General features: G+C 54.8%; 23 protein-coding genes and 1 tRNA gene. 12 read left to right on the top strand and 12 right to left on the bottom strand.

Annotation, left to right across the window (positions count from 1 at the left end):
- Position 1 precedes the first annotated feature (1 nt).
- From secG to DW088_RS12380, 3 genes are all read right to left on the bottom strand, one after another.
- Entirely contained in the window at positions 2-238 is a 237-nt protein-coding gene (secG, locus tag DW088_RS12390; RefSeq protein ID WP_110436055.1) for a preprotein translocase subunit SecG, read from the bottom strand.
- 137 nt (positions 239-375) lie between these two features.
- A complete protein-coding gene (locus DW088_RS12385; RefSeq protein WP_118360993.1) occupies positions 376-885 on the bottom strand; it encodes a hypothetical protein in 510 nt (169 codons plus the stop codon).
- A gap of 15 nt (positions 886-900) precedes the next feature.
- The gene (locus DW088_RS12380; protein ID WP_118360991.1) at positions 901-1,821 is read right to left on the bottom strand and encodes a nucleotidyltransferase family protein; all 921 of its coding nucleotides are present in this window, start codon (positions 1,819-1,821) and stop codon (positions 901-903) included.
- Between the two features lie 282 nt (positions 1,822-2,103).
- Here DW088_RS12380 and pyk point away from each other — a divergent pair, with 282 nt between their 5' ends.
- The 3 genes from pyk (at position 2,104) to DW088_RS12365 (ending at position 6,109) form a co-directional block, all read left to right on the top strand.
- Positions 2,104-3,555, top strand: a complete 1,452-nt coding sequence (pyk, locus tag DW088_RS12375) for a pyruvate kinase (RefSeq protein ID WP_118360989.1) — start codon at positions 2,104-2,106, stop codon at positions 3,553-3,555.
- A gap of 4 nt (positions 3,556-3,559) precedes the next feature.
- Entirely contained in the window at positions 3,560-4,738 is a 1,179-nt protein-coding gene (locus DW088_RS12370) for an LCP family protein (RefSeq protein WP_118360987.1), read from the top strand.
- Positions 4,739-4,861: 123 nt separating this feature from the next.
- Positions 4,862-6,109 (top strand): M16 family metallopeptidase, encoded by a 1,248-nt coding sequence (locus DW088_RS12365; RefSeq protein WP_118360985.1) that lies wholly within the window; start codon positions 4,862-4,864, stop codon positions 6,107-6,109.
- On the opposite strand, the gene DW088_RS12360 is transcribed toward DW088_RS12365, so the two are convergent.
- Positions 6,106-6,501: a CBS domain-containing protein gene (locus DW088_RS12360; RefSeq protein ID WP_118360983.1), complete on the bottom strand. Its 396-nt coding sequence runs from the start codon at positions 6,499-6,501 to the stop codon at positions 6,106-6,108. The two genes, DW088_RS12365 and DW088_RS12360, sit on opposite strands and share 4 nt — an antisense overlap.
- A 309-nt stretch (positions 6,502-6,810) precedes the next feature.
- Here DW088_RS12360 and DW088_RS12355 point away from each other — a divergent pair, with 309 nt between their 5' ends.
- Positions 6,811-7,818 (top strand): ABC transporter substrate-binding protein, encoded by a 1,008-nt coding sequence (locus DW088_RS12355; protein ID WP_118360981.1) that lies wholly within the window; start codon positions 6,811-6,813, stop codon positions 7,816-7,818.
- Between the two features lie 470 nt (positions 7,819-8,288).
- Entirely contained in the window at positions 8,289-8,810 is a 522-nt protein-coding gene (locus DW088_RS12350) for a CarD family transcriptional regulator (protein ID WP_118360979.1), read from the top strand.
- Positions 8,811-8,884: 74 nt separating this feature from the next.
- On the opposite strand, the gene ppk1 is transcribed toward DW088_RS12350, so the two are convergent.
- Positions 8,885-11,014 (bottom strand): polyphosphate kinase 1, encoded by a 2,130-nt coding sequence (gene ppk1, locus DW088_RS12345; RefSeq protein ID WP_118360977.1) that lies wholly within the window; start codon positions 11,012-11,014, stop codon positions 8,885-8,887.
- 190 nt (positions 11,015-11,204) lie between these two features.
- Between ppk1 and DW088_RS12340 the strand changes: the two genes are divergently transcribed.
- Entirely contained in the window at positions 11,205-11,837 is a 633-nt protein-coding gene (locus DW088_RS12340; RefSeq protein ID WP_118361143.1) for an inorganic diphosphatase, read from the top strand.
- Between the two features lie 154 nt (positions 11,838-11,991).
- On the opposite strand, the gene DW088_RS12335 is transcribed toward DW088_RS12340, so the two are convergent.
- The 3 genes from DW088_RS12335 to DW088_RS12330 all read right to left on the bottom strand — a co-directional run bounded on the left by DW088_RS12335 (position 11,992) and on the right by DW088_RS12330 (position 14,165).
- Positions 11,992-12,065: transfer RNA gene (locus DW088_RS12335), tRNA-Gly, on the bottom strand.
- A gap of 132 nt (positions 12,066-12,197) precedes the next feature.
- Positions 12,198-12,320 carry a hypothetical protein gene (locus DW088_RS16565; protein WP_256372144.1) on the bottom strand — a complete coding sequence of 41 codons (123 nt, stop codon included), beginning with the start codon at positions 12,318-12,320 and terminating at the stop codon, positions 12,198-12,200.
- Positions 12,321-12,521: 201 nt separating this feature from the next.
- Positions 12,522-14,165 (bottom strand): SulP family inorganic anion transporter, encoded by a 1,644-nt coding sequence (locus DW088_RS12330; protein WP_118360975.1) that lies wholly within the window; start codon positions 14,163-14,165, stop codon positions 12,522-12,524.
- 307 nt (positions 14,166-14,472) lie between these two features.
- Between DW088_RS12330 and DW088_RS12325 the strand changes: the two genes are divergently transcribed.
- Positions 14,473-14,970 carry a GreA/GreB family elongation factor gene (locus tag DW088_RS12325; RefSeq protein WP_117488359.1) on the top strand — a complete coding sequence of 166 codons (498 nt, stop codon included), beginning with the start codon at positions 14,473-14,475 and terminating at the stop codon, positions 14,968-14,970.
- Between the two features lie 168 nt (positions 14,971-15,138).
- On the opposite strand, the gene DW088_RS12320 is transcribed toward DW088_RS12325, so the two are convergent.
- The 3 genes from DW088_RS12320 to DW088_RS12310 are packed head-to-tail and all read right to left on the bottom strand — an operon-like array spanning position 15,139 to position 16,036.
- Positions 15,139-15,378, bottom strand: a complete 240-nt coding sequence (locus DW088_RS12320; RefSeq protein ID WP_118360973.1) for a hypothetical protein — start codon at positions 15,376-15,378, stop codon at positions 15,139-15,141.
- 13 nt (positions 15,379-15,391) lie between these two features.
- Positions 15,392-15,757 (bottom strand): hypothetical protein, encoded by a 366-nt coding sequence (locus DW088_RS12315; RefSeq protein WP_118360971.1) that lies wholly within the window; start codon positions 15,755-15,757, stop codon positions 15,392-15,394.
- A 12-nt stretch (positions 15,758-15,769) separates the two neighbouring features.
- Positions 15,770-16,036, bottom strand: a complete 267-nt coding sequence (locus DW088_RS12310; protein WP_118360969.1) for a hypothetical protein — start codon at positions 16,034-16,036, stop codon at positions 15,770-15,772.
- 172 nt (positions 16,037-16,208) lie between these two features.
- Between DW088_RS12310 and DW088_RS12305 the strand changes: the two genes are divergently transcribed.
- The 5 genes from DW088_RS12305 (at position 16,209) to DW088_RS12285 (ending at position 21,792) form a co-directional block, all read left to right on the top strand.
- Positions 16,209-16,715: a metallophosphoesterase family protein gene (locus DW088_RS12305; protein WP_158574688.1), complete on the top strand. Its 507-nt coding sequence runs from the start codon at positions 16,209-16,211 to the stop codon at positions 16,713-16,715.
- A 26-nt stretch (positions 16,716-16,741) separates the two neighbouring features.
- Positions 16,742-17,587: a type III pantothenate kinase gene (locus DW088_RS12300; RefSeq protein ID WP_118286099.1), complete on the top strand. Its 846-nt coding sequence runs from the start codon at positions 16,742-16,744 to the stop codon at positions 17,585-17,587.
- A gap of 322 nt (positions 17,588-17,909) precedes the next feature.
- Entirely contained in the window at positions 17,910-19,832 is a 1,923-nt protein-coding gene (locus DW088_RS12295; RefSeq protein ID WP_118360965.1) for an aconitate hydratase, read from the top strand.
- A gap of 106 nt (positions 19,833-19,938) precedes the next feature.
- Positions 19,939-21,096 carry an isocitrate/isopropylmalate family dehydrogenase gene (locus DW088_RS12290; RefSeq protein WP_118360963.1) on the top strand — a complete coding sequence of 386 codons (1,158 nt, stop codon included), beginning with the start codon at positions 19,939-19,941 and terminating at the stop codon, positions 21,094-21,096.
- A 39-nt stretch (positions 21,097-21,135) separates the two neighbouring features.
- On the top strand, positions 21,136-21,792 hold the full coding sequence (locus DW088_RS12285; protein WP_118360961.1) for a redox-sensing transcriptional repressor Rex: 657 nt from the start codon (positions 21,136-21,138) through the stop codon (positions 21,790-21,792).
- A 77-nt stretch (positions 21,793-21,869) separates the two neighbouring features.
- Here DW088_RS12285 and metA read toward each other — a convergent pair whose 3' ends face one another.
- On the bottom strand, positions 21,870-22,784 hold the full coding sequence (metA, locus tag DW088_RS12280) for a homoserine O-acetyltransferase MetA (RefSeq protein ID WP_118360959.1): 915 nt from the start codon (positions 22,782-22,784) through the stop codon (positions 21,870-21,872).
- Positions 22,785-23,129 lie beyond the last annotated feature (345 nt).

Here is a 23,129-nt window from a genome sequence, read left to right as displayed (position 1 = left end):
CTTAGTGGATGAGGTTCAGGACGATTGCAATGATGACGAAAACAACGCCGACAATCGAGGTCAGACGAGCAAAGATACGGTCGGATGCGCTTGCCTTGCCGGAGCCGTAGAAGGTGTCTGCAGAGCCGGATACAGCGCCCAGACCCTGCTGTGCACCGTGCTGGAGCAGAACAACAACGATCAGGAACAGGCTTGCAACGATCATGATGACCGAGAGAGCGATTTGTGCGGTAGTCATAGGTAATTTCCTCCACTGCTTTTCATTTTTCTTATCGCGCATAACGAGACTATGCGCGCAATATGCGTACATGATACTATATCATATTTAATGCACTTTTTCAAGAGGTTTTCTGTATTTTTGTCCGGGAATTTGTCTCAGACAAGCGGCTGGAGAATGTTTTTCAGCGAATCGCCCATGCGGTTGGTGTGCACCTTGTGCGTATCAAGGTCCACGACCGCCAGACGGATGGATGACCAGCCGTGCTTGCCGCTCTGGTATTTGCGCTCGTCGGACAGCTTTTTCAGTTTTTTGAGCACGGCTTTGTCAGTCTCGCCGGCGGCAAGAATGACCGAAAGCAGCGAAAAATCGTGGTTTTCGTCCGGCTTTACCAGCTCGGCGCTGACCTGCTGCGCGTACTTCCACCAGTCGTCAAGCGTCTGCTCATCGAGCGAGGGCACGGCGAACAGCAGACGGTATTCGTGCGCGTGACTCGTGCCGCCGGTGGGCATCAGACCGAGGATTTTGCGGGCCGTGCGGGAGTTGAAAACGCTCAGCAGCGCCGTCATTCGGCCGGAAACCTGTACGTTCTGCTGGGAACGGAAATGCGGATCCTGCCCGTTCAGCAGCTTGTCGCGTAAGGCAACAAATTCAGTAGAAAAATCCATAAACAACCTCGCTTTTTACAGATCAGCGGGGTAATCGCCGTTTTTCGTCATAGCTGCAACGGCAGCGCAGATGGTCGGCTTGTCCTCGCGGTAGGTGACGCCGTACCAGCGGGAATCCGTGGTGAGTACCTTTGCGGTCGCCTTTCCGTCCTTGATGAGTGCGTCCACCGCGAACGGCAGATAATACTCTGCCTTCATCGGATTGTTCGGCAGCTTGCCTGCGAAAAACTCACGCAGGCCGTCATCAAGCGAGGGCAGGAAGGAAGGGGTGAATCCCCAGAGATTGAGCGACACCGGCGTGCCGGGCGCAATCTCACCGGCGGGTGCATCGCCGTCCGCATCGTAGCGGATGATGCCGTCCGCATCGCGGTGAATGGCGGTGCGCTCGATGATATGTGCGAGCAGACCGTTTTCGTCTGCGGTGCATACGCCGCGGGAGACCGTGCCGTTTTCGGTGAGCGTGTTCTCGACCTGATAGCCGACCATGCAGTAACGGAATTTGTCGTCATCCTGCGCGGAAGCGAGGTAATCATACATTTTGCGGAATGCATCTGCGCCGTAGAAGTCATCCGCGTTGATAACGGCGATCGGGCAGCCGGCAGTCAGCTCCTTTGCACACCACACGGCATGCGCGGTGCCGAGCGGCTTCTCACGGCCTTCCGGTGCGGTCAGGCCGTCCGGCAGATTGTCAAGCGTTTGATAAGCATAGTCCACCTGCATGAAGCGGCGCGCCTTTTTGCCGATGGCATCCTCGAATGCCTCGTGCAGCTCGGGACGGATGATGAATACCACGCGGTCAAAGCCTGCACGGTGTGCATCGTAGATGGAATAATCGAGCAGAATCTGTCCGTTCGGACCGATCGGGTCGATCTGCTTGAGTCCGCCGTAGCGCGAGCCCATACCTGCCGCCATGATCACCAAAACCGGATTTGCCATAGTCTATATCCTCCTAAAGAACCTTATCTATTTATACAAATAAAGCATTTCATTCATGTTTTTCATACTCTCAAACGGGAATACTCCTTTATTATACAAGAGCGTATCATAAAACACAAGATGTTTGCGGTGCAGGTCTGCTTTTTTGTCGAAAAGCATGAAAATCCGAATGGGGTTCGGGTGATGATTGCAAAGTGACGGGAAAACTGCTAAAATAAAAACGTATACGTATAGAGAATTTTATTATTAAAACCATATTGTTATAGAGAGGAATATGTTTCGATGCGCAAAACGAAGATTATCTGCACGCTTGGTCCCGCAACTGATGCTGTACTGCCCGAGATGATCAAGGCAGGCATGAATGTTGCCCGTATGAACTTCAGCCACGGCTCTCACGAGGAGCACAAGGCTCGCATGGACGCCGTTAAGGCAGCCCGCAAGGAGCTTGGCATGCCGGTCGGCATCATGCTGGATACCAAGGGTCCGGAGATCCGTACCAAGACCTATAAGGACGGCAAGATCGAGATCGTTGAGGGTCAGGAGTTCGCGCTGACCACCCGCGATATCGAGGGTGACAACACCATCGTTTCCATCACTTACGAAGGCCTGCCGAATGACGTTCAGCCGGGCACCCGCATCCTGATCGACGACGGTCTGGTTGCATTCGAGGTCGAGGAGATCAAGAATGGCACCGACATTGTGTGCAAGGCGCTCAACGGCGGCCCGCTCTCCAACCGCAAGTCCATCAACGTACCGGGCATCAAGCTGAACATGAAGTTCGTTTCCGATAAGGACCGTGAGGATATTGAGTTCGGTCTGTCTCAGGACATCGACTTTATCGCTGCTTCCTTCACCCGTTCCGCACAGGACGTCCGCGACATCAAGGAGATTCTCAAGGCACACGGCAAGGAAGATGTTGAGATTATCTGCAAGATCGAGAACATGGAAGGCGTAAACAACGTACAGGAGATTCTCGACGAGGCAAACGGCATCATGGTAGCCCGCGGCGACCTTGGCGTTGAGGTTCCGTTTGAGGAGCTGCCGGAGATCCAGAAGTCCATCATCAAGACCTGCATTTCCCGCGGCAAGCGCGTTGTAACCGCTACCCAGATGCTCGAGTCCATGGCTAAGAACCCGCGTCCGACCCGTGCAGAGGTTTCCGACGTTGCAAACGCTGTTTACGACGGCACCTCCGCTATCATGCTGTCCGGTGAGACCTCTGTCGGCAAGTATCCGGTAGAGACCGTTCGCACCATGAGCCGCATTGCAGAGAACGCAGAGAAGACCATCCACTACGACCGCCGCCGTGTAACCCGTCTTGAGTTCCAGAACATGGACGTAGACGGCGACACGAAGACGCTGGCAATCTCGCACGCAACCTGCTCTACCTCCGCTGATCTGGGCGTTAAGGGCATTGTAGCGTTTACCGAGTCCGGTTCTACCGCTCGCGCTGTATCCACCTACCGTCCGGGCGCGCCGATCATCGCCGCTACCCCGAGCGAAAAGACCTTTAACCGCCTGACCATGTCCTGGGGCGTAAAGCCGATTCTGGTTGAAAAGCGCCCGCAGTCCGGCACTGAGCTGTACCATCTGTCCGAGAAGGCAGCGGTAACTGCGCTCGATCTGCGCGTTGGCGACGTTATCACCATCACCGCAGGTATGCCGGTAGGCGAGGTTTACTACACCAATACCCTGCGTGTACACGAACTGACCGAGAAGTCTTTCGAGGACTAACACTATGTCTTTCAAACGCTTGCAGCGTGCATTGTTCCGCACGATGGCCGCTGTTGTGGCGCTGGCGATCCTGTTCTGCATCGGATTGTACGGCTACCGCACGATGTTCGGCTATACCTATGACTCCTCGCTGTCCGATGAAGATCTGGCGGCGAGCGTCACAGCGGACGAAAATATTACGAATATTGCATTGTTCGGTCTGGATACCCGCGAGGGCGACAAGCAGAGTCATTCGGACTGCATGATGATCGTTACCGTGGACAACACGCGCGGCAAGATCAAGCTCATCAGCTTGATGCGCGATTCTCTGGTAGATATCGACGGCTACGGTGAGGACAAGCTGAATGCGGCGTATTTCCGCGGCGGTCCGAGTCTTGCCATCCGCACCATCAACGAGAATTTCGGCACGGATATCAAGGATTACGTTGCCGTAGACTTCGAGCAGCTGGTGCAGATCGTAGACGCGATCGGCGGTGTGGACATCGACGTGCAGAACGATAACGAGCTGAAGGAGCTTAACCGTGTCATCAAGGACTACGGCGCAGAGCGGGGCAAGGAGTTCTCCGGCGTGGAGAAGACCGGCCTGCAGACGCTGGACGGCGTGCAGGCGCTGTGCTATGGCCGTATCCGCAAGGGCGATACCGGTGATGACTGGGCGCGCGTGGAGCGTCAGAGCGTTGTGCTGAACGCCATCTTCACCAAGCTGCAGAGTGCAAGCGCCACCGAGCTGATCGGCAGCATGCGCAAGCTGGTTCCGTATGTCACGACCTCGCTTTCGCCGACTGATATGGCGTCGCTGATCGTCGGCGCGGTCAAGAACGGCATTCCGACACTTGAGCACACCCGTGTTCCGGTGGATGGCGAGTGGAGCTATTCCGGTAATTCCGGCGAGTATATCACCTACGATCTGGACGTTGCAGCCGACCATATCCATGCATACATCTATGATGACGCGGATATCAGCAGCGGCACGACCGACGATGATACAGGCACGGACAGCAAGTCCGATACGGATACGACCGATTCGTCCAAGAGCACGGATACCAAGTCGAATACCACTGCGGTGGACCCGGAATCCCTTGTGGAGGAAGGCGGCTGGTACGATTCCGACACCGGTGACTATTATGATTGCGATGGTGACCGATACAGTCTGGACGAAAACGGGAATAAGGTGTATTATTAAACTTGTGATCGTTAGAGAACGAAGCAGGGGACATGACGACGATCATGTCCCCTGTTCTTATATGGCGATAACTGCTATAAGAAATAGAGAGAAAGAGTACAAACAGAAAGCAGGTAAAAACCTATGTATGTAAAACGAATTCTCCCGAACGGTGTGCGCTTGATTACCGAACGGATCGACAACATGCGCACGGTGTCGGTCGGCATCTGGGTCGGCAACGGCAGCCGATACGAACCCGCAGAGCTCGGCGGCGTATCGCATTTCATCGAGCACATGATCTTCAAGGGCACAGAAAAACGCTCTGCCCGCCATATTGCAATCGCGATCGACGCATTAGGCGGGCAGGCGAATGCATTCACAGATAAGGAATGCACCTGCTACTATATGAAGGTTCTGGACAGCCGGCTGAAAAACGGGGTGGCTCTGCTGGCGGATATGTTCCTGCATTCCCGCTTTGCACAGGAGGATCTGGAGCTGGAGCGCGGTGTCGTTCTCGAGGAGATCGACATGTACGAGGATTCTCCGGAGGATGTCGCCATCGATAAGCTGTTCGAGCGCTGCTACGACGGTTCGGCACTCGGCCGTCCGATCCTCGGCACGGCGGAAACGCTCGAGCCGATGACTTCGGAAACACTGCACAAGTATATGCGCGAATATTACCGCCCGCAGGATACGGTTGTTGCGGTTTCCGGCCACTTTACCGATGATGATCTCGACTTTATCGAGGAGCTGTTCTCCGAGATGCAGGGCGAGGGCAAAAACGTTATCACACCGGCAGCCTATCAGCCGAGCCTGTTCCTAAGGGATAAGGAGATCGAGCAGAACCACCTGTGCCTGTCCTTTCCGGGCGTATCGCTTGTCAGCGAGGACCGCTTTACAATGAACCTGCTTAGCTCCATCCTCGGCGGCGGCATGTCGTCCCGCCTGTTCCAGAGCGTGCGCGAGCAGAACGGCCTGTGCTACTCCATCTACACGTTCACCACGCCGCATCTGGATACCGGCCTGCTGTCCATCTACACCGGTCTGGGACAGGAAACCGAGCGAAAGGCGCTCGATCTCATCCTGCGTGAACTCGATGAATTCTGCCAGAACGGACCGGCGCCGGATGAACTGTCGCGCTGTCGCGAGCAGGTCAAGACAACGCTGCTCATGGGTCTGGAGAACACCGGCAACCGCATGATGACCATTGGCCGCAGCGAGCTGCTGCGCGGCGAGGTATCCAAGATCGAGGAAGTGCTCGATTCCTACGACAGTGTGACCGCAGATGATATCCTGAACCTTGCCCGCCGTGTGTTCGACCGCTCGAAGGCTTCTCTGGCCGTTGTCGGTCAGCCGGACAGCGAGGATACATACCGCGAACTGCTGCGCTAATTACCGAGCTGCTTGCACAGATAGGTGATCACATCCCGACGGGTGACAATACCGCAGAAGATACCGCGTCCGTCCACTACAGGTACAAAATTCTGCGCTGTGACCAGATCGACCATATCCTCCATGCGTGCATCAATGCTTACCGAGCGGTGATGTATCCGCAGTTCAACCTGACCGACGGTCAGCTGTTCGAGGGTTTCCTTCGGGTAATGCAGCACCAGCCGCAGGAAATCACCTTCGGTGATCGTTCCGGCGTATTTGCCCTTGGCGTCTACCACCGGAATCGCTGTGAAGCCGCTGCGGAGCATGTCGTCAATGGCCTTCTGCACCGGGCAGCTTTCGGTTAAGTAGGAAACCTCTACCTTGGGTTTCAGGAAGAACGAAATATTCATAGTATCGCTCCTTAAAAATTGTAATATAAATCGTAGCAGAGCAGCACCGTGAAGCTGATTCACCGGTGCTGCTTTTGTTACCTCTATTGTACGATAGACAGGAGCGAGGGTCAACTGGAATTTGACAATCCTTACAGATTGTTAACAAATTGCAAAGTTGATATTGTAAAAAATGACGGATAGATAATTCTTATCGTAAGAAAATTGAACGGTATACTTGACTTGCACTCTTTTAACTGCTAAAATGATGAAGCAACAGAAGTACAAAAGTTCTGTTAAAAGTAAAATTTGAACAAAGAAGGGTTTTCCATGAAGAAGAGATTACTCGCAGCGCTGATGGCCAGCGCCATGGCACTCACGATGGCCGCCTGCGGCGGCAGCAGCTCCAGCAGCGATGACAGCAATGCAGCCTCCGGTGATTCCGGTGCAGGCAGCTACAAGGTAGGCATCGTTCAGTTGGTTCAGCATGAGGCACTGGATGCGGCTACGCAGGGTTTTCAGGATAAGCTGAAGGAGCTGGTTGAGGCTGACGGCGGTTCGGTTGAATTTGATCCGCAGAATGCTTCCGGCGAGTCCGCAAACTGCACCACGATTGTAAACGGCTTTGTTTCCGAAGGCGTTGACCTGATTATGGCGAACGCTACCGCAGCACTGCAGGCAGCACAGGCCGGCACCTCTGATATTCCGATCCTCGGCACTTCGGTAACCGACTACGGCACCGCACTCGGCGTATCCGACTGGACCGGCAAGACCGGCACCAACATCTCCGGCACCACCGACCTTGCACCGCTTGACGGTCAGGCCGATATGCTCAAGGAGCTGTTCCCGGATGCCAAGAACGTAGGTCTGCTGTACTGCTCCGCTGAGCCGAACTCCAAGTACCAGATCGATACCATCAAGCCGCTGCTTGAGAAGCTGGGTTACACCTGCACCGAGTATGCGTTCACCGACTCCAACGACGTTGCTTCCGTAGCGCAGAAGGCTGCTGCGGCAAGCGATGTTATGTATATCCCGACCGATAACACCGCTGCTTCCTGCACCGAGGCAATTGCAAACGTTGTTATCCCGGAAAATATTCCGGTTATCGCAGGCGAGCAGGGTATCTGCAACGGCTGCGGCGTAGCTACCCTGTCGATCGACTACTATGAGCTGGGTCAGGCTACCGGCGAGATGGCTTACGAGATCCTCGCCAACGGCGCAAACCCGGGCGATATGGAAGTACAGGCCGCACCGAACTTCACGAAGATGTACAACAAGGCTAACTGCGAGAAACTGGGCATCACCGTTCCGGATGATTACACGGCAATCGAAGGCTAAAAGCTGAAACCCAAAGCACCGTACTTTATGTACGGTGCTTCGGGTTGTCAATAAAGTCCGTTTTAGCGCTGCTGCCGCTGCCGCGCGGCAGCGCGCATGAAATAGCATTTGCGGCGCAAATGCATGAAAACTGAGGGCGTGTACCTCGGTTTTCATACTTTCAGAGGGAGAAAGTTTCCGCATGGGAACTTTCGGACGTCCGTGTTTTGCAAAGTCAAAACACAGATTGTCGGAAAAACGAAGTTTTTCGACAGTCTCAGCACCGTACTTTATGTACGGTGCTTTTTCATATGCAGGAGAAATTTTGCGCACGGACGTGCGGTTTTACAGCGAAAATATACGTCAAATTGCCGAAAAATGAGGAAAAGAGCAAATAAAACTTACAATTTGCAGGGGAATGTGCTATAATTATATCAGAAAAAGTGGATGACGGAAACAGAATGAAACGCGATGTGTGAGGAGGCATCTTGATGTATCAGGCAGGAGAGTTCATTGTGTACGGAACCAACAGTGTGTGCCGGGTAGAGTCAATCGGCAAGCCGCCGTTCGAGACCGAGGAGGATAAGCTGTACTATACGCTGGTACCGGTAACGGGCACGGAGACCATCTATATTCCGACGGATTCGCCGGTGTTTACCCGTCCGGTGATCTCCCGTGAAAAAGCAGAGGAACTCATCAATTCTATTCCTGACATCGAAGAGGACCACTTTGTCTGTCACAGCGTCCGCATGGCGAATGAGCATTATCAGGCGGCGCTGCAGAGCCACGACTGCGAGGAGCTTGTGCAGCTGATCAAGACGGTTTACGCCAAGTCGCGTCGGCACGGACGCCGTGTCAGTCAGGTCGATCAGCGCTACCGCAAACGTGCCGAGGAACTGCTTAACAGCGAGCTTTCGGTTGCACTCGGTATTCCGCTCAAGGAAGTTCCGGCATACATCAATCAGAAGATTGGCAAGCCGGAAAAAAAGACGGCAAAGAAAACTGCAGAATAAATAGAAAAAGAGAGGCTTTGAAGCCTCTCTTTTTCAGTCTGTCGGGAAAACGAAGTTTTCGACAGTCCATTTGTTCAGGAACCGGAGAACCATTTTCGGATTTTCTCGAGGAAACCCGGATGCGGCGCAGGCTGTGCGGCCTGCTTGCGGGCGTTCTCAATGGCCTGCTGCATAAGCAGATCCTGTGCGCAGATGGGGTCCTGAACGGCAGGCTTTTTGCAGTAGGTGCCGTCCGGCTGCAGCACACGCGCCTTGACAGTATCGTGCTGCATGGCATAGAGAATATCATGCAGGCGGGTACGGACGGCAGGATCGTCAATCGGACAGGCAATTTCAACGCGGCGTTCGGTGTTGCGTGTCATCAGATCGGCGGAGGAGATATACATTTTTTCCTCGTCACCGCGGCCGAACACATAAATGCGGGAATGCTCAAGAAAACGTCCGACAATGCTCGTTACTGTGATGTTCTCGGTGTGGCCCGGCACACCGGGCAGCAGGCAACAGATGCCGCGCACGATCATCTCGACTGTGACGCCTGCGCAGGATGCCTCCCGCAGCTTGGCGATTACATCGATATCGGTCAGCGAATTGAACTTAAGCAGGATGTAACCGTCCTTGCCTTTGGCAATCTGCTCGTCCATCAGCGCCAGAATGTTGTTTTTCAGGCTGGTCGGCGCGACGAACAGGCGGCTGTAGCGTCCGGACAGGTTGCCGAGCGCCATGTTGTTGAAGAACGCGCCTGCGTCCTGACCGATGCGTTCATCCGCCGTGATGAGCGACACGTCCGTGTACTGCTTGGCGGTTTTCTCGTTGTAGTTGCCGGTGCCGACCTGCGTAATATGGCGGACGGCTCCGCGTTCTCTGCGGGTGATCAGGCAGATCTTGGAGTGCACCTTGTAATCCTCAAAGCCGTAAATGATCTTGCAGCCGGCTTCTTCCATGCGTTCGGACCAGTCAATGTTGTTCTGCTCGTCAAAGCGCGCGCGCAGCTCAATGAGTGCGGTAACGTCCTTGCCGTTTTCGGCGGCAGCACACAGGTATTCGACCAGCTTTGTCTTGCTTGCCAGCCGGTAAATCGTGATGCGGATCGCCAGTACAGCCGGGTCGTTTGCCGCTTCACGAATCATCTGCAGGAACGGCTCCATGCTCTCATACGGATAGGACAGCAGAATATCCCGCTGCAGAGCGGCCTTGAGCAGACTCTGACCGATAGACAGCATGGCCGGCTGCTGCGGCGTGAAGGGCGCGTCGCTGAGAAATGCGCGTTTTTTTTCCGGCAGGTGTTCGCCGAGCGAGAACGCATACCCGAGCTTGAGCGGTGCTGTGCGCGACAGGAAAATCTGTGCATCGCTGACCTCAAAGCGGCTGCGGAAGTGCTCCTTGAAGTGGTTGCTGATGGGACGGTTGATTTCTACGCGCACGACAGCCATGCGGCGGCGCTGCCGCAGCAGCTTTTCCATCTTTTTGCGAAAATCTCCGCCTTCTACGCCGAAGGTCTCGTCGTCCACCTGAATATCCGCATTGCGGGTAACGCAGAGCACGGTCTTTTCAAGTACGTCGTACATCTCGAACACATGGTCAGCGTAGGCGAGCAGAATGTCCTCGGTGAGAATATAGCGCGACGGTGTCTCCGGCAGGAACACAACCGGCGGCAGCGATGCGGGTACGGGCAGCAGACCGAGCCGCTCGGTTTTCTTGTGGCTGAGCAGCGCGGCAATATGCAGCACCTTGCCCTCAAGGTGCGGGAACGGATGGTGCGAGTCCACGATCTGCGGCGAGAGAACCGGCGCAATGATATCCTTGAAATACCGCTTGATGTATTTCTGTTCGTCCGGCGCAAGCGAATCCATTGTCAGTCGGCGCAGACCGATCGCACTCAGCTTGCTGTCCACATCGGAGAACGCCGCATCACGACGTGCATAGAGCGGCTCAACCGCCTTGTAGATCAGATGCAGCTGCTCTTTGGCGGTCAGACCGGATTTACTGTCGGTATGCTCCTTGTCCACGGCGGCCATGTCGCACAGGCTGCCGACACGGATCATGAAGAACTCATCCAGATTACTGGTAAAGATTGCGAGGAATTTGAAACGCTCGAGCAGAGGCACGTTCTCATCCTCCGCCTCGGCGAGCACGCGGGCGTTGAACTGCAGCCACGAAAGCTCACGGTTCTGGGTGCAGCCCTGCTCCCAAATCTTCTGTGTCATATCATATCCCCCTTCGCGGTGGCATACGCCGTCATTCTATCGTTACTATTATACTGCGCTTTTGTGAAGGAACAATGTGTTTCATGTAAAATGCATAAAAAGTTTCTTTCCTCCGCAGGTCTTGCGGGAAATGAAAAGCTCTGTTATACTGGATATAAAATAAGAAGAAAGAGGGAGAGAATCAGATATGATCAACATCTGGCATGACATTGATCCGAGTCGCGTAACGCCGGAGAGCTTTACGGCAGTCATTGAAATTCCGGCAGGCAGCAAGAAAAAGTATGAGCTGGACAAGCAGACCGGTCTGCTGCGGCTGGATCGTATTCTGTATACTTCAACGCATTATCCGGCAAATTACGGCTTTATTCCGCGCACTTATGCGGGCGACGGCGATCCGCTGGATGTGCTCGTGCTGTGCAGTGAAACGCTTGACCCGATGGTCGAGGTGGACTGCTATCCGATCGGTGTGATCCGCATGATTGATGATGACGAGATCGACGATAAGATCATCGCCATTCCGTTCGAGGACCCGAACTGGAACTATTATCATGATATCGACCAGCTGCCGCCGCATCACGGCAACGAGATCGCGCATTTCTTCGAGATTTACAAGAGTCTGGAGCACAAGTACACCGCAACGTCGGACGCGCTGACGCGTTCGGTGGCAGTCAAGGTGATCAAGGACTGTATCGAGCGATATGAGGTTCATTACTGCGGCAAGCGTCCGAGCAAGGAGTACGAGTCGGAGAAAAAGCGTCTCAAGGAAGAAAAGAAGGAAGCCAAGGAGAAGGAAAAGCTCATTAAGGATATCCGCAAGGGCTAAGTACATAGAGCCGAGGACAGCTTTCGCATCAACGAGCGGCGCGACACGGGTCTCTCCGGGGAGCTTCTCTTGCTCTTCGGGCGAAACCGTGCGTTTGATTCGGCACCCGTTATATGAAAAAACACAGCCATCCATTTGGATGGCTGTGTTTTTTTGGAGCAGGGTACGGGAATCGAACCCGCCTCTGTGGCTTGGGAAGCGACCGTTCTACCGATGAACTAACCCTGCAGACAACAGTATTATTGTAAAGGTCTGACGGGCTTTTGTCAAGTGCCCGGACGGGGAATCCGTGGTGTTTCCACCGCGCAAACCGGAAAAAGACCGCTGTACAATCATACAGCGGTCTTTCTATTGTTTATTTTACTTGCGGGTCTTGGAGAAATCGCGGCAAGCCGTGCTGCCTCTCCAGGAGTAGCTGGGGTTCTGCATAAACATGGATTCAGCGATCGTACCGAGCGTGCGGATGTAATTCTTCTTAGTCATGATAATGAGCCTCCTTTAATCCGTCTTCTGACGGGTGCTGCTAACATTTTTTCTGTTCTTTCTGATTACGATATTATTATAGCGCATTTCAGAAAAAACGCAATACGCAATTTCGTTATATTGCATTAAAACCATGAAAAGAATTTGTATAATATTCACGAGAGAAAAGGCGTATGTCTCAAACATACGCCTTGTGCATTGTTACTTTTTGCCGGTATACGGACGAAGGTCCAGCAGAGCACGTTCTACGCTCCAGTAGAAGCCCTGTTCACCGACCATATCATAAATACCGGAGCGGTGCATCATATTCATGGCACTGCTCGGCAGGCCGCACAGTACGATATCCACGCCGTTTTCGTGCAGCGAACGAAGAATATCCATCAGCGCCTGTGCCGCCGAAATATCAATATACGGCACGCCGCGCATGGACAGCAGCAGCGTATCACAGGTGCCGACACGCTCGGTCAGCTGCTCGATGGTATCGATGTTGGCGAAGATCAGCGGACCGGTGATGTAAGCGACCATTGCGTTGCGGTAACGTTCACTCAGCGCCTCGTCGTTGTTCTTGATACGGGACATGTCAACACGCTCGTAGTTGATCTGCAGCTTGGACAGACGGGCAACCATCAGGATCAGGCCGAGACCGACACCGACTACGATCGCAACCGTCAGATCGAATACGATGGTGCAGATCATGGTGACGATAAATTTCGCCATGGCACCCTTGAAACGGTGGCTGAACATGTACTTGATGGCGTGCCACTCGTTCATGCGCCATGCAGTGACCATCAGCACGCCTGCCAGACCGGCCAGCGGCACATTCTGAATGACCGGCGCGAGCAGAAACATCATGATCAGCAGACCGACCGCATGGAAGATGCCGGTCAGACGGGTCTGCGCACCCGAGCGAACCGCTACCGAGGTACGCGCCAGAGCGGCAGTTGCCGGAATGCCGCCGAACATCGGCAGCACCATGTTGCCGACGCCCTGTGCGAACAGCTCCTGATCGTTGTTGAGCTTGACGCCGGTCGCGCGGCCGGCAGACGCACCGCACAGCAGGCTTTCGAGCATGTTCAGCACCGCGATGGAGAATGCCGGTGCCAGCAGAGCAGGAACCGTGTTCCAGTCAATCTGTGCCGGAGACAGACGATCCGGCAGCATGAGCGTTTTCGGAATCTCGCCGACGGTTGCTATATCGAGCTTCAGAATCATCGTTGCCGCAGTTGCGATGATAATGCCGATGAGCGAGGCCGGTACGACCGCGTTCCACTTTTTCGGGAAGAACACCATCAGCAGAACGACAAAAAGCGCGATCAGCGTGGTAGCAATATCCGGATGAAAGCCGAGATCCTTATACGAGATGATCTTCGCAATCGCACTGGCCCCTTCCGAGTGCGTGCCGAAGAAGTTGTCGATCTGACCCATCGCGATGATGACCGCAATACCCGAGGTAAAACCGGTGATAACCGGCGCGGGTACGAAGGCGGTCAGGTTGCCGAGATGCAGCACAGCCGCAAGGATGAGCAGCGCACCGGCGAGAAAGGTTGCCACGAACATGCCCTGCATGCCGTAGGTCGCGATCAGCGAGCCGAGAATGGCTGCCATCGCACCGGTCGGGCCGGAAATCTGATAATAGCCGCCGGTCAGCGCCGAGATGATAAGACCGGCAACAATCGCCGTAACCAGGCCGCAGGCCGCTGTTGCACCGGCCGATACGCCGAACGCCAGTGCCAGAGGCAGCGCCACTGCCGCAACGGTCAGACCAGCCATCAGGTCCTTGGCCAGCTTCTGCCCGTTATAGCCCTTGAATTCCTGCTGAAGCTGCCGCAAAAATGCAGTTCCCATGATGTTTTTATTCCCCTTTTTGTGATTCTCCCTTACACAGCAAAAAAGCAGGGCGGCCAACGGAAAACGTCGGCACCCTGCTTTGTGGTGTACAGGTGTATAGCAACAGTATATCATATAGAAAACGATACAGCAAATCAAAATGGCAGAAAAATAGAAAATTGTGCAAATTGTTGAACATTCTGCGCGGTTATCACGTGAAGTTGACCATGCGGAAATTTGACGGGAGGACAGGCGTTGCAAAATTCCGTCAAACAGCATATAATCTAAGGCATGAGCATGGAAGCATGAAAGGAAATGAAAAGCTATGCATGACGATCTGACCGCACAGGACATTGAAATGATGCAGAAGGAACTGGACCACCGCAAGCTGGAGCTGATGCCCGAGCTGATCGAGGAGGTCAAGCGCACACGCGCGTTCGGCGACCTGAGTGAAAATTTTGAATACAAAGCCGCCAAGCAGGCGCAGAACCGCAACCGCAGCCGCATCCGCTATCTGGAGCGCATGATTAAATCCGCGCATGTGATTGAGGATAAAGCGGGCGCGGATGAGGTCGGTCTGTTCGATAAGGTGGAGCTGCTGTTTGAGGACGATGATGACACGGATACCATTCAGGTGGTAACGACCGTGCGGTGTGATCCGCTGAACGGCAGAATCAGCTGCAAGGCACCGCTCGGTAAGGCGGTGCTCGGCAAAAAGGTCGGTGACCGGGTGGATGTCACCACAGAGGAGGGCGACAGCTATACTGTTGTGATCAAGTCCATCACCAAGGAGAAGGATGATGGCTCGGGACCTATTTTGTAATTGGAAAATGGAGAATGGAAAATGAATGTACGCGCCGAAGGCGCGGATTAAATAATCGTGCTATGCACGATACCTTCATTCTCCATCCTCAATTCTCCATTTTCCATTATTCAACATGATAAATAAAAACTGCTGCATAAACTTCGGTGCAGCAGTTTTTTCATGTACTCACAGCCCAAACAGGAGCAGGGCGGCGGTGAGCAGAAACTGTTCCCAATCCACCACGCCGTCATCGTCCATTAGCAGGAACCACACGATGAGCAGGGCGATCATAGTATCCATGTCCAGCCGGACACCCTGCAGACGCTCATTCAGCGTGCGTCCGAGACCGGAAAAGGTGCTGCTCTGCGGCGGTTCGTTTGTTTCCGGTGCGGTCTGCTCTGCGGCGGCAAGATAGCGGTTATACATGGGTCAGCACCTCCTATAAGGCTCGCGGCGCGGTATCGTCTGCAGAGCGGTTCACCTGTCCGAGTGCCGCGCGGGCCATTCGCGCCATGCTCACCAGCCGGAGTGCCCGGTCGAACTGGCCGGAGACCTCCTCGGCAACGAACGGCTTGAGCGCACCGAGCAGTGCGCGTTTTTCCGGTTTTACGGCATTCTGCCCGCTCTGCGCGATCGCGCCGATGACCGGAAGCGCCTTCTGCATCATTTCGGAGGCCGGATCGTAGGTGCTCTGCGGCTCTGCCTGTGCGGACGGCTGACCGCCGAGCAGGTCGGACACGGTTTTCATCGCGTTCTGCAGTGACTCCGGGTCGCTCAGCAGCGAGGAAAGCATATCGTTTTCCATGCAAAAGCCTCCTTATTTGCCGAAAATGTGCCGAAGCTGAGCGGCAAGCCGCGCACCCTCGGGTGTCTGCATGAGTTTTTGCGCTGCCTGCGCTGCGCTGCGCATGTCACCTCTTTGCGCGGCTTTTGCGGCCTGTTCCAGCTCAGCGGCATGCTGTGCGGACAGCTGCTCGACCGCACGTCTGCCGTCTGCGGTGCCGAGCGCACCGGAAAGCCGTTCGAGTGCTGCATCTCCACCGGCCTGTGCCGCAAGTCTGCGGAGCAGTTCGTTCTGATCCATTCGCGTCCCGTCCTCTCTCATAAGAAGTTGTTTCATGACAGTATATGCCGCCGGGAGGAGAAGTGTGTGCACAGGGAAATAAATTGTGGCTGATCGCAAGAAAATTACTTTACATCGCGGGATACTCGGTGTAAAATACAGCTATATGTGCGGCGCAGAGAGAGGGAACAACATGAAAGTGCTGATATTTGCAGATTCCCACGGCTATAACATGGCAATGGCCTTTGCGGTAGACAGGGAAGAACCGGATGCGGTCATTCACTTAGGTGATCACGCCGAGGATGCTCGCGAGATCGAGCGCGTGTTCCCGGCCATGCCGATCTACCGCGTGCGGGGCAACAACGATTTCGACCCTGATGTGCCGCTGAATGCGGTTGTGACACCGGGCGGCGTGCGGATTTATATCACGCACGGCCACCGTGAGCGCGTCGGCATGCTGTCGAGCGGCATTGTGCCGCAGCGGGCTTACGAGGAGCACTGCGCGCTTGCTTTTTTCGGGCATACGCACCGCATGATGCTCGAGCGGGAGAACGGCGTGTGGGTATGCAATCCGGGCAGCATCAGTCTGCCGCGCGGCGGCCCGGCCAGCTATGCTCGGCTGACTGTCGAGAACGGACGGGCTACGCTGCTCGAGCTGGTCGATGAGGACGGCAGTCTGCTGCGAAAAGAGAGTCTGTAAGAGAAATAGAAAATTAGGAGAACATTATGCTTTTAGCAATCGACGTAGGCAACACCAACATGGTGTTCGGTTTATATGACGGAGACAAGCTGCGCGGCTCGTTCCGCATTTCCACCAATTCTGAGCGCACCTCGGATGAGCTGGGCATGCTGATCGCGCAGTATTACCACTTCCACGAGATCAGCTGCGCGGAAACGACGGCGGTCGTGATCGCGTCGGTCGTGCCGCCGGTGATGTATACGCTGATCAATGCCATCCGCAAGTATCTGTATGTGCAGCCGGTCATCGCGGGCCGCGATGCGGATATCGGCATTGAAAACTGCTATGCCAACCCGCGCGAGGTCGGCGCGGACCGACTGGTCAACGCGGTTTCTGCGGTTCGCAAGTACGGCAAGCCGCTTATCATTGTGGATATCGGCACGGCGACTACCTTTGACGCCATCGACGAGAACGGCGCGTATCAGGGCGGCGCGATTTTCCCGGGTCTGAAGGTGGCGATGGAGGCGCTGTTCCTCAAGGCGTCCAAGCTGCCGCGCGTGGACATTGAGCGGCCGGAGAATGCCATCGGCAAGACCACTGTGCAGTCCATGCAGTCCGGTGCGGTGCGCGGCTATGTCGGCGCGCTGACCGGTATCATCACGGATATCCAGAAGGAACTGGGCGGCAAGGCAAGAGTAGTCGCTACCGGCGGCATGGGCCGCATGATGGCGGAATACTGCGACCTTATCGACGATGTGGACCCGAACCTGACGCTCGAGGGTCTGCGTCTCATCTACGAGAACAACCGCGAAGCGTTTGAAAACCGCAAGCTGGATATGACCAGCAGCGTCATCGAAGTGACCGAGGAAGGTACATGGCAGGAGAACAAGTGAGTTGAGCTGCTGCGAAACCGCTTTTTCGACAAATACAAGTGACTTTCTGACGAAAACAGTAATTCTGCTGAAAAAACGCAGAAAAAGGCTTGAACTTTTTCAAATCACTGCGGTGAAAAGTGCTTTGCAAAACCGATAGAATGTTGTAAAATAGAAGTGGTTTCGTGTATGCGAACACCACTTCTATTTTTGTTTTTTGGGGCACGGTGCGAGCTGCACCGTGGAGAAGGCTGTGGAAGCCGCAACCACCCATTCTGACGAGAATGGGGCGCGAAAGCGAAAGACTTTCGCGTCGGGACATAAAGGAGCGAAGGAAACACACATGGGTATGACAATCGCGCAGAAGATTTTGAAAGCGCACTTGGTAGACGGCGAAATGGCACTGGGTCAGGAGATCGGCCTTAAGATCGATCAGACGCTGACGCAGGATGCCACCGGCACGATGGCTTATCTCCAGTTTGAGGCGATGGGCGTCGATCAGGTCAAGACCGAGCGTTCGGTCGCTTACATTGACCACAATACCCTGCAGTCCGGCTTCGAGAATGCGGACGACCACAAATATATCGGTTCTGTCGCTAAGAAGCACGGCATCTACTATTCGAAGGCAGGCAACGGCATCTGCCATCAGGTACATCTGGAGCGCTTCGGCGCACCGGGCAAGACCCTGATCGGTTCGGACAGCCATACGCCGACCGGCGGCGGCATCGGCATGCTGGCGTTCGGTGCCGGCGGTCTGGATGTTGCAGTCGCAATGGGCGGCGGTGCGTACTACATCCCGATGCCGAAGATGGTCCGCGTCAACCTGACCGGCAAGCTGTCGCCGTGGGTATCTGCGAAGGACGTTATTCTGGACGTACTGCGCCAGATGACCGTCAAGGGCGGTGTCGGCAAGATCGTAGAGTACGCAGGCGAGGGCGTAAAGACCCTGTCCGTACCGGAGCGTGCCACCATCACTAATATGGGCGCTGAGCTGGGCGCTACCACCTCGATCTTCCCGTCCGATGAGGCGACCAAGAAGTTCCTCGAGGCACAGGGCCGCGGCGACGTATGGGTACCGCTGTCCTCCGACCCGGACGCAGAGTACGACGAGGAGTACACCGTAGACCTGTCCGCACTGGAGCCGCTGGCTGCTATGCCGCACATGCCGGATAACGTCAAGAAGGTATCCGAGATCGGCGAGATCAAGGTAAACCAGTGCTGCATCGGTTCGTGCACCAACTCCTCTTACTACGACATGATGAAGGTTGCCTCCATCCTCAAGGGCAAGACCGTAAGCCCGGAGGTTTCTCTGACCATCAGCCCCGGCTCCAAGCAGGTGTTCAACATGCTGGCGCAGAACGGCGCTCTGGCGGATATCATTTCGGCCGGTGCGCGTATCCTTGAATGCGCTTGCGGTCCCTGCATCGGCATGGGCCAGTCGCCGGAGTCCGGCGGCGTATCGCTGCGTACCTTCAACCGCAACTTTGAGGGCCGTTCCGGCACCCAGGATGCACAGATCTTCCTCGTCTCTCCGGAGGTTGCAGCAGCGTCTGCACTGACCGGTGTGCTGACCGATCCGCGCACCCTCGGTGAGATGCCGGAGATCGAAATGCCCGAGCATTTCACCATCAACGACAACATGATCGTAAAGCCGGCCGAGAATCCGGCTGAGGTTGAGGTCGTTCGCGGTCCGAACATCAAGCCGTTCCCGCTGGGCAAGGCACTCGAGGCATCCTACACCGGCAAGGTCGTTCTCAAGACCGAGGACAACATCACCACCGACCACATCCTGCCGGCCGGCGCAAAGCTGCTGCCGTACCGCTCGAACGTGCCGTACTACTCCAACTACTGCTTCATCAACGTCGATCCGGAGTTCCCGTCCCGCTGCAAGGAGCAGGGCGGCGGCGTAATTGTCGGCGGCGCAAACTATGGTCAGGGCTCGTCCCGTGAGCATGCAGCGCTCGTTCCGCTGTATCTGGGCGTAAAGGCCGTACTGTGCAAGTCCTTCGCACGAATTCACAAGGCAAATCTGGTCAACTCCGGCATCATCCCGCTGACCTTTGCCGATCCGGCGGATTACGATGCAGTCAATCTGCTGGATGAAATCTCTCTGCCGAACGTGCTCGAGGAAGTGAAGAACGGCGAGCAGGTCACCGTTGTTTGCGGCGGCAAGACCTTCAAGGCCGACTGTGAGGTTTCCGAGCGCCAGCGTCACGCACTGCTTGCAGGCGGTACGCTGCTGTACGCACGTCAGCAGAGCAAGTAAGTCAAGACGTTATGCCGGCCGGAGAGCCAAGTGGGTTCTCTGGTCGGACTTGACAGCCATATTTTCTTTTGTTAAAATAATATCAATGGTGTAGGAGGACAAAACCATGTCTATCGACCAGTCTGTTCTGGATAAATTTGAGGCAGTTGTAGAGAGCCAGCGCAAGCGTATCATGGATATGAAGGAGCAGGACGATTTTATTGATTACTCCAAGCTGGACAAGCTGATCATCGGCGTGTGCGGCGGCGACGGCATCGGCCCGATGATCACCGGCATGGCCCAGCATGCGCTGGAGGTTCTGCTGGCAGACAAGGTAAAGGCCGGCAAGGTGGAGTTCCGCGTGATCGACGGTCTGACCATCGAGCGCCGTGCTGAACTCGGCTGCGCAATCCCGCCCGACGTTATGGAAGAGCTGAAGAAGTGCCACGTTATCCTGAAGGGCCCCACCACGACCCCGCGCAAGGGCGATCCGTGGCCGAACGTAGAGTCCGCAAACGTTGCAATGCGCAAGGGTCTCGACTTGTTTGCCAACGTGCGCCCGGTAAAGGTGCCGGAGCTGGGTATCGACTGGACGTTCTACCGCGAGAACACCGAGGGCGGCTACGCTGTCGGCTCTCAGGGCGTACAGATTGATGACGATCTGTTCATCGACTTTACCGTAGCTACCTCGCAGGGCTGCGAGCGTATCGCTCGTCTGGCCTTCGACTATGCGCGCAAGACCGGCAAGAACCGCGTTTCCTGCGTCACCAAGGCGAATATTATCAAAACCACCGACGGCAAGTTCCTCGATACCTGCCAGAAGGTAGCCAAGGAGTATCCGGAAGTACAGTTTGACGACTGGTACATCGACATCATGACCGCAAAGCTGCTCGATGACAAGCGCCGCCGCGACTTCAAGGTCGTTGTTCTGCCGAACCTGTACGGCGACATCATCACCGACGAGGCTGCTGAGATTCAGGGCGGTGTCGGCACGGCAGGCTCTGCCAATATCGGCAAGCGCTATGCGATGTTCGAGGCAATTCATGGCTCTGCGCCGCGTATGGTACAGGAAGGCCGCGCAAAGTACGCGGATCCGTCCTCCGTACTGCGTGCAGCTGTTATGCTGCTTGAGCACATCGGTGAAATCGAACTGGCGAAGAAGCTCGACCGCGCACTTGATATCTGCATGGTAGAGGAGCGCAAGGTTGTTGTTACCGGTCGTGATACCGGTGCAACTGCACAGGAATTTACCGATTATGTGCTGGATACCATCGCTAAGTTGTAATTTACACGAGAAATAGAATTTGAGAGAGGGAGAGGGTCTGTGGAACACAAGCAAGAGGTTTCCAAAGCGGTAATTCAGCGATTGCCTCGCTATTATCGGAATATTTGTGAGCTGAAGGCTGAAGGGGAGCAGCGTATCTCCTCCAAAGCACTGGCAGAGCGCATGGGACTGACCGCTTCGCAGATTCGTCAGGACTTTAACTGCTTCGGCGGCTTTGGTCAGCAGGGCTACGGCTATAATATCGACAAACTGCAGGAGGAGCTGGGTGCGATCATGGGTCTGCGGACCGGCCGCACGGCGATTCTGCTGGGTGCCGGCAACCTCGGTCGTGCACTGCTTAATAACTTTAACTTTTCTGCCAGCGGCTTTGAACTGCTGTGTGCGTTTGACGCAAATCCGCAGCTCATCGGTCAGCGCTTTGGCGGCCATGAGGTACGCAGCGCGGATACGCTTGCGGAGTTTATTGAGCGCAACAAGCCGGATGTGGCGGTGCTCACCATTCCGCGCGGAGATGCCCCGCGTATCGCACACGGTCTGGTAGAGCGCGGTATCCGCGGTCTGTGGAATTTCACCGGCGAGGACCTTCATTTGGAGGGACTGGGCGTTCCGGTCGAAAACGTGCATCTGTCGGACAGCCTGATGACACTGTGCCATCTGGTCGGCGCAGCAGACGAGGGAAGAGAGCAGAACCTGTAAAACGAAAGGGAGTATCTTTTGATACTCCCTTTTTTGTGTGAAAAAAGCCGCTATCCAATGGATGAGCGGCTTTGGTATTACATTTTGTCCAGATAATACGGTGTTGTCTGGTACACATAGTAGTTGACCCAGTTGGTGTAAAACAGGTTGGCATGTGCCTTCCAGGTCACCAGTACGTCCTCGTTGGGATCATCGTTGCGGAAGTAATGGCGCGGCACCTCCGGGTTCATGCCTTTGGCCAGATCACGCTCATACTCCTTTTTGAGCGTGTCGGCGTCGTACTCGCCGTGACCCAGCACAAAGATCTGACGGCCGTTCATTGCCTCTACGATGTGCACACCGGCTTCGTGCGACTCCGCGAGAATGGTCAGACGATCATTTTTGCGGATGTCGGCGGCACGCACCTCGGTGTGGCGCGAGTGCGGTGCGCAGAAGATATCATCGAAGCCGCGCAGCAGCGGCTCCTTCGGCAGCAGAACATGGTGCTTGAAAATACCGGACATTTTCTCGGGCAGCATGTACTTCGGAATACCGTAGTGATAATACAGACCGGCCTGCGCACCCCAGCAGATGTGCAGCGTGGAATGAACGTGCGTTTTAGTCCAGTCCATGATCTCGGTCAGTTCCTTCCAGTATTCGACTTCCTCAAACGGCATGGTCTCTACCGGCGCACCGGTGATGATAAAACCGTCATATTTCTGGTCGCGGATATCGTCGAACGTCTTGTAGAAGGTGAGAAGATGATCCTCCGGCGTATTTTTGGAATGGTACGTTTCGGTCTGGATCAGATCGACCTCGATCTGGATCGGCGTGTTGGATAAACAGCGCAGGATCTGGGTTTCGGTAATGATTTTCAATGGCATCAGGTTGAGTAAACCGATGCGAAGAGGACGAATGTCCTGTGTCGCGGCACGGTGTTCGGTCATAACGAAAATGTTTTCGCTCTCCAATACGGCGCGTGCCGGCAGACTGTCGGCTATCTTGATAGGCAAGCCGACACCTCCTTTTTCTCTTCACAAATCTTTATATAATATATTCAGTATAGCAGATTTACGGCGGTATCTCAAGGGGTTGCATAAAATGCAGAAAAATGAAAAATAGTTATTGACAAAACAGGGGGAACGATGGTATCCTGAATAAGCTGTTTTCAAACAGCGGTTCAGCGTACCAAAAAGAATTTGAAAAAAGTTCTTGACAAACGGTGAAAAGTTTGGTATTCTGAATAAGCTGTTTCGACAGCGGTCAAAATAGAATCGAGTCGATGAACGAAAATTGATTGAAAAATAAATCGAAAAAAGTTCTTGACAAACGCTTCTGGTTTTGATATACTAAATAAG

It is taken from the genome of Butyricicoccus sp. AM05-1, assembly GCF_003474415.1.
GTDB lineage: Bacteria > Bacillota > Clostridia > Oscillospirales > Butyricicoccaceae > Agathobaculum > Agathobaculum butyriciproducens.
Note: the sequence above shows the minus strand (reverse complement) of the source record. Positions and strands in the feature narration are given on the sequence as shown.

Excerpts from the sequence above, each read along its gene's own strand:
- DW088_RS12370 (WP_118360987.1), top strand. The coding sequence starts at position 3,560 with ATGTCTTTCAAACGCTTGCAGCGTGCATTGTTCCGCACGATGGCCGCT.
- DW088_RS12310 (WP_118360969.1), bottom strand. The coding sequence starts at position 16,036 with ATGGATCAGAACGAACTGCTCCGCAGACTTGCGGCACAGGCCGGTGGA.
- DW088_RS12325 (WP_117488359.1), top strand. The coding sequence starts at position 14,473 with ATGCATGACGATCTGACCGCACAGGACATTGAAATGATGCAGAAGGAA.
- DW088_RS12355 (WP_118360981.1), top strand. The coding sequence starts at position 6,811 with ATGAAGAAGAGATTACTCGCAGCGCTGATGGCCAGCGCCATGGCACTC.
- secG (WP_110436055.1), bottom strand. The coding sequence starts at position 238 with ATGACTACCGCACAAATCGCTCTCTCGGTCATCATGATCGTTGCAAGC.
- DW088_RS12380 (WP_118360991.1), bottom strand. The coding sequence starts at position 1,821 with ATGGCAAATCCGGTTTTGGTGATCATGGCGGCAGGTATGGGCTCGCGC.
- DW088_RS12385 (WP_118360993.1), bottom strand. The coding sequence starts at position 885 with ATGGATTTTTCTACTGAATTTGTTGCCTTACGCGACAAGCTGCTGAAC.
- ppk1 (WP_118360977.1), bottom strand. The coding sequence starts at position 11,014 with ATGACACAGAAGATTTGGGAGCAGGGCTGCACCCAGAACCGTGAGCTT.
- DW088_RS12300 (WP_118286099.1), top strand. The coding sequence starts at position 16,742 with ATGCTTTTAGCAATCGACGTAGGCAACACCAACATGGTGTTCGGTTTA.
- DW088_RS12350 (WP_118360979.1), top strand. The coding sequence starts at position 8,289 with ATGTATCAGGCAGGAGAGTTCATTGTGTACGGAACCAACAGTGTGTGC.
- DW088_RS12305 (WP_158574688.1), top strand. The coding sequence starts at position 16,209 with ATGAAAGTGCTGATATTTGCAGATTCCCACGGCTATAACATGGCAATG.
- DW088_RS12365 (WP_118360985.1), top strand. The coding sequence starts at position 4,862 with ATGTATGTAAAACGAATTCTCCCGAACGGTGTGCGCTTGATTACCGAA.
- DW088_RS12360 (WP_118360983.1), bottom strand. The coding sequence starts at position 6,501 with ATGAATATTTCGTTCTTCCTGAAACCCAAGGTAGAGGTTTCCTACTTA.
- pyk (WP_118360989.1), top strand. The coding sequence starts at position 2,104 with ATGCGCAAAACGAAGATTATCTGCACGCTTGGTCCCGCAACTGATGCT.
- DW088_RS12330 (WP_118360975.1), bottom strand. The coding sequence starts at position 14,165 with ATGGGAACTGCATTTTTGCGGCAGCTTCAGCAGGAATTCAAGGGCTAT.
- DW088_RS12295 (WP_118360965.1), top strand. The coding sequence starts at position 17,910 with ATGGGTATGACAATCGCGCAGAAGATTTTGAAAGCGCACTTGGTAGAC.
- DW088_RS12290 (WP_118360963.1), top strand. The coding sequence starts at position 19,939 with ATGTCTATCGACCAGTCTGTTCTGGATAAATTTGAGGCAGTTGTAGAG.
- DW088_RS12315 (WP_118360971.1), bottom strand. The coding sequence starts at position 15,757 with ATGGAAAACGATATGCTTTCCTCGCTGCTGAGCGACCCGGAGTCACTG.
- DW088_RS16565 (WP_256372144.1), bottom strand. The coding sequence starts at position 12,320 with ATGACTAAGAAGAATTACATCCGCACGCTCGGTACGATCGCTGAATCC.
- DW088_RS12320 (WP_118360973.1), bottom strand. The coding sequence starts at position 15,378 with ATGTATAACCGCTATCTTGCCGCCGCAGAGCAGACCGCACCGGAAACA.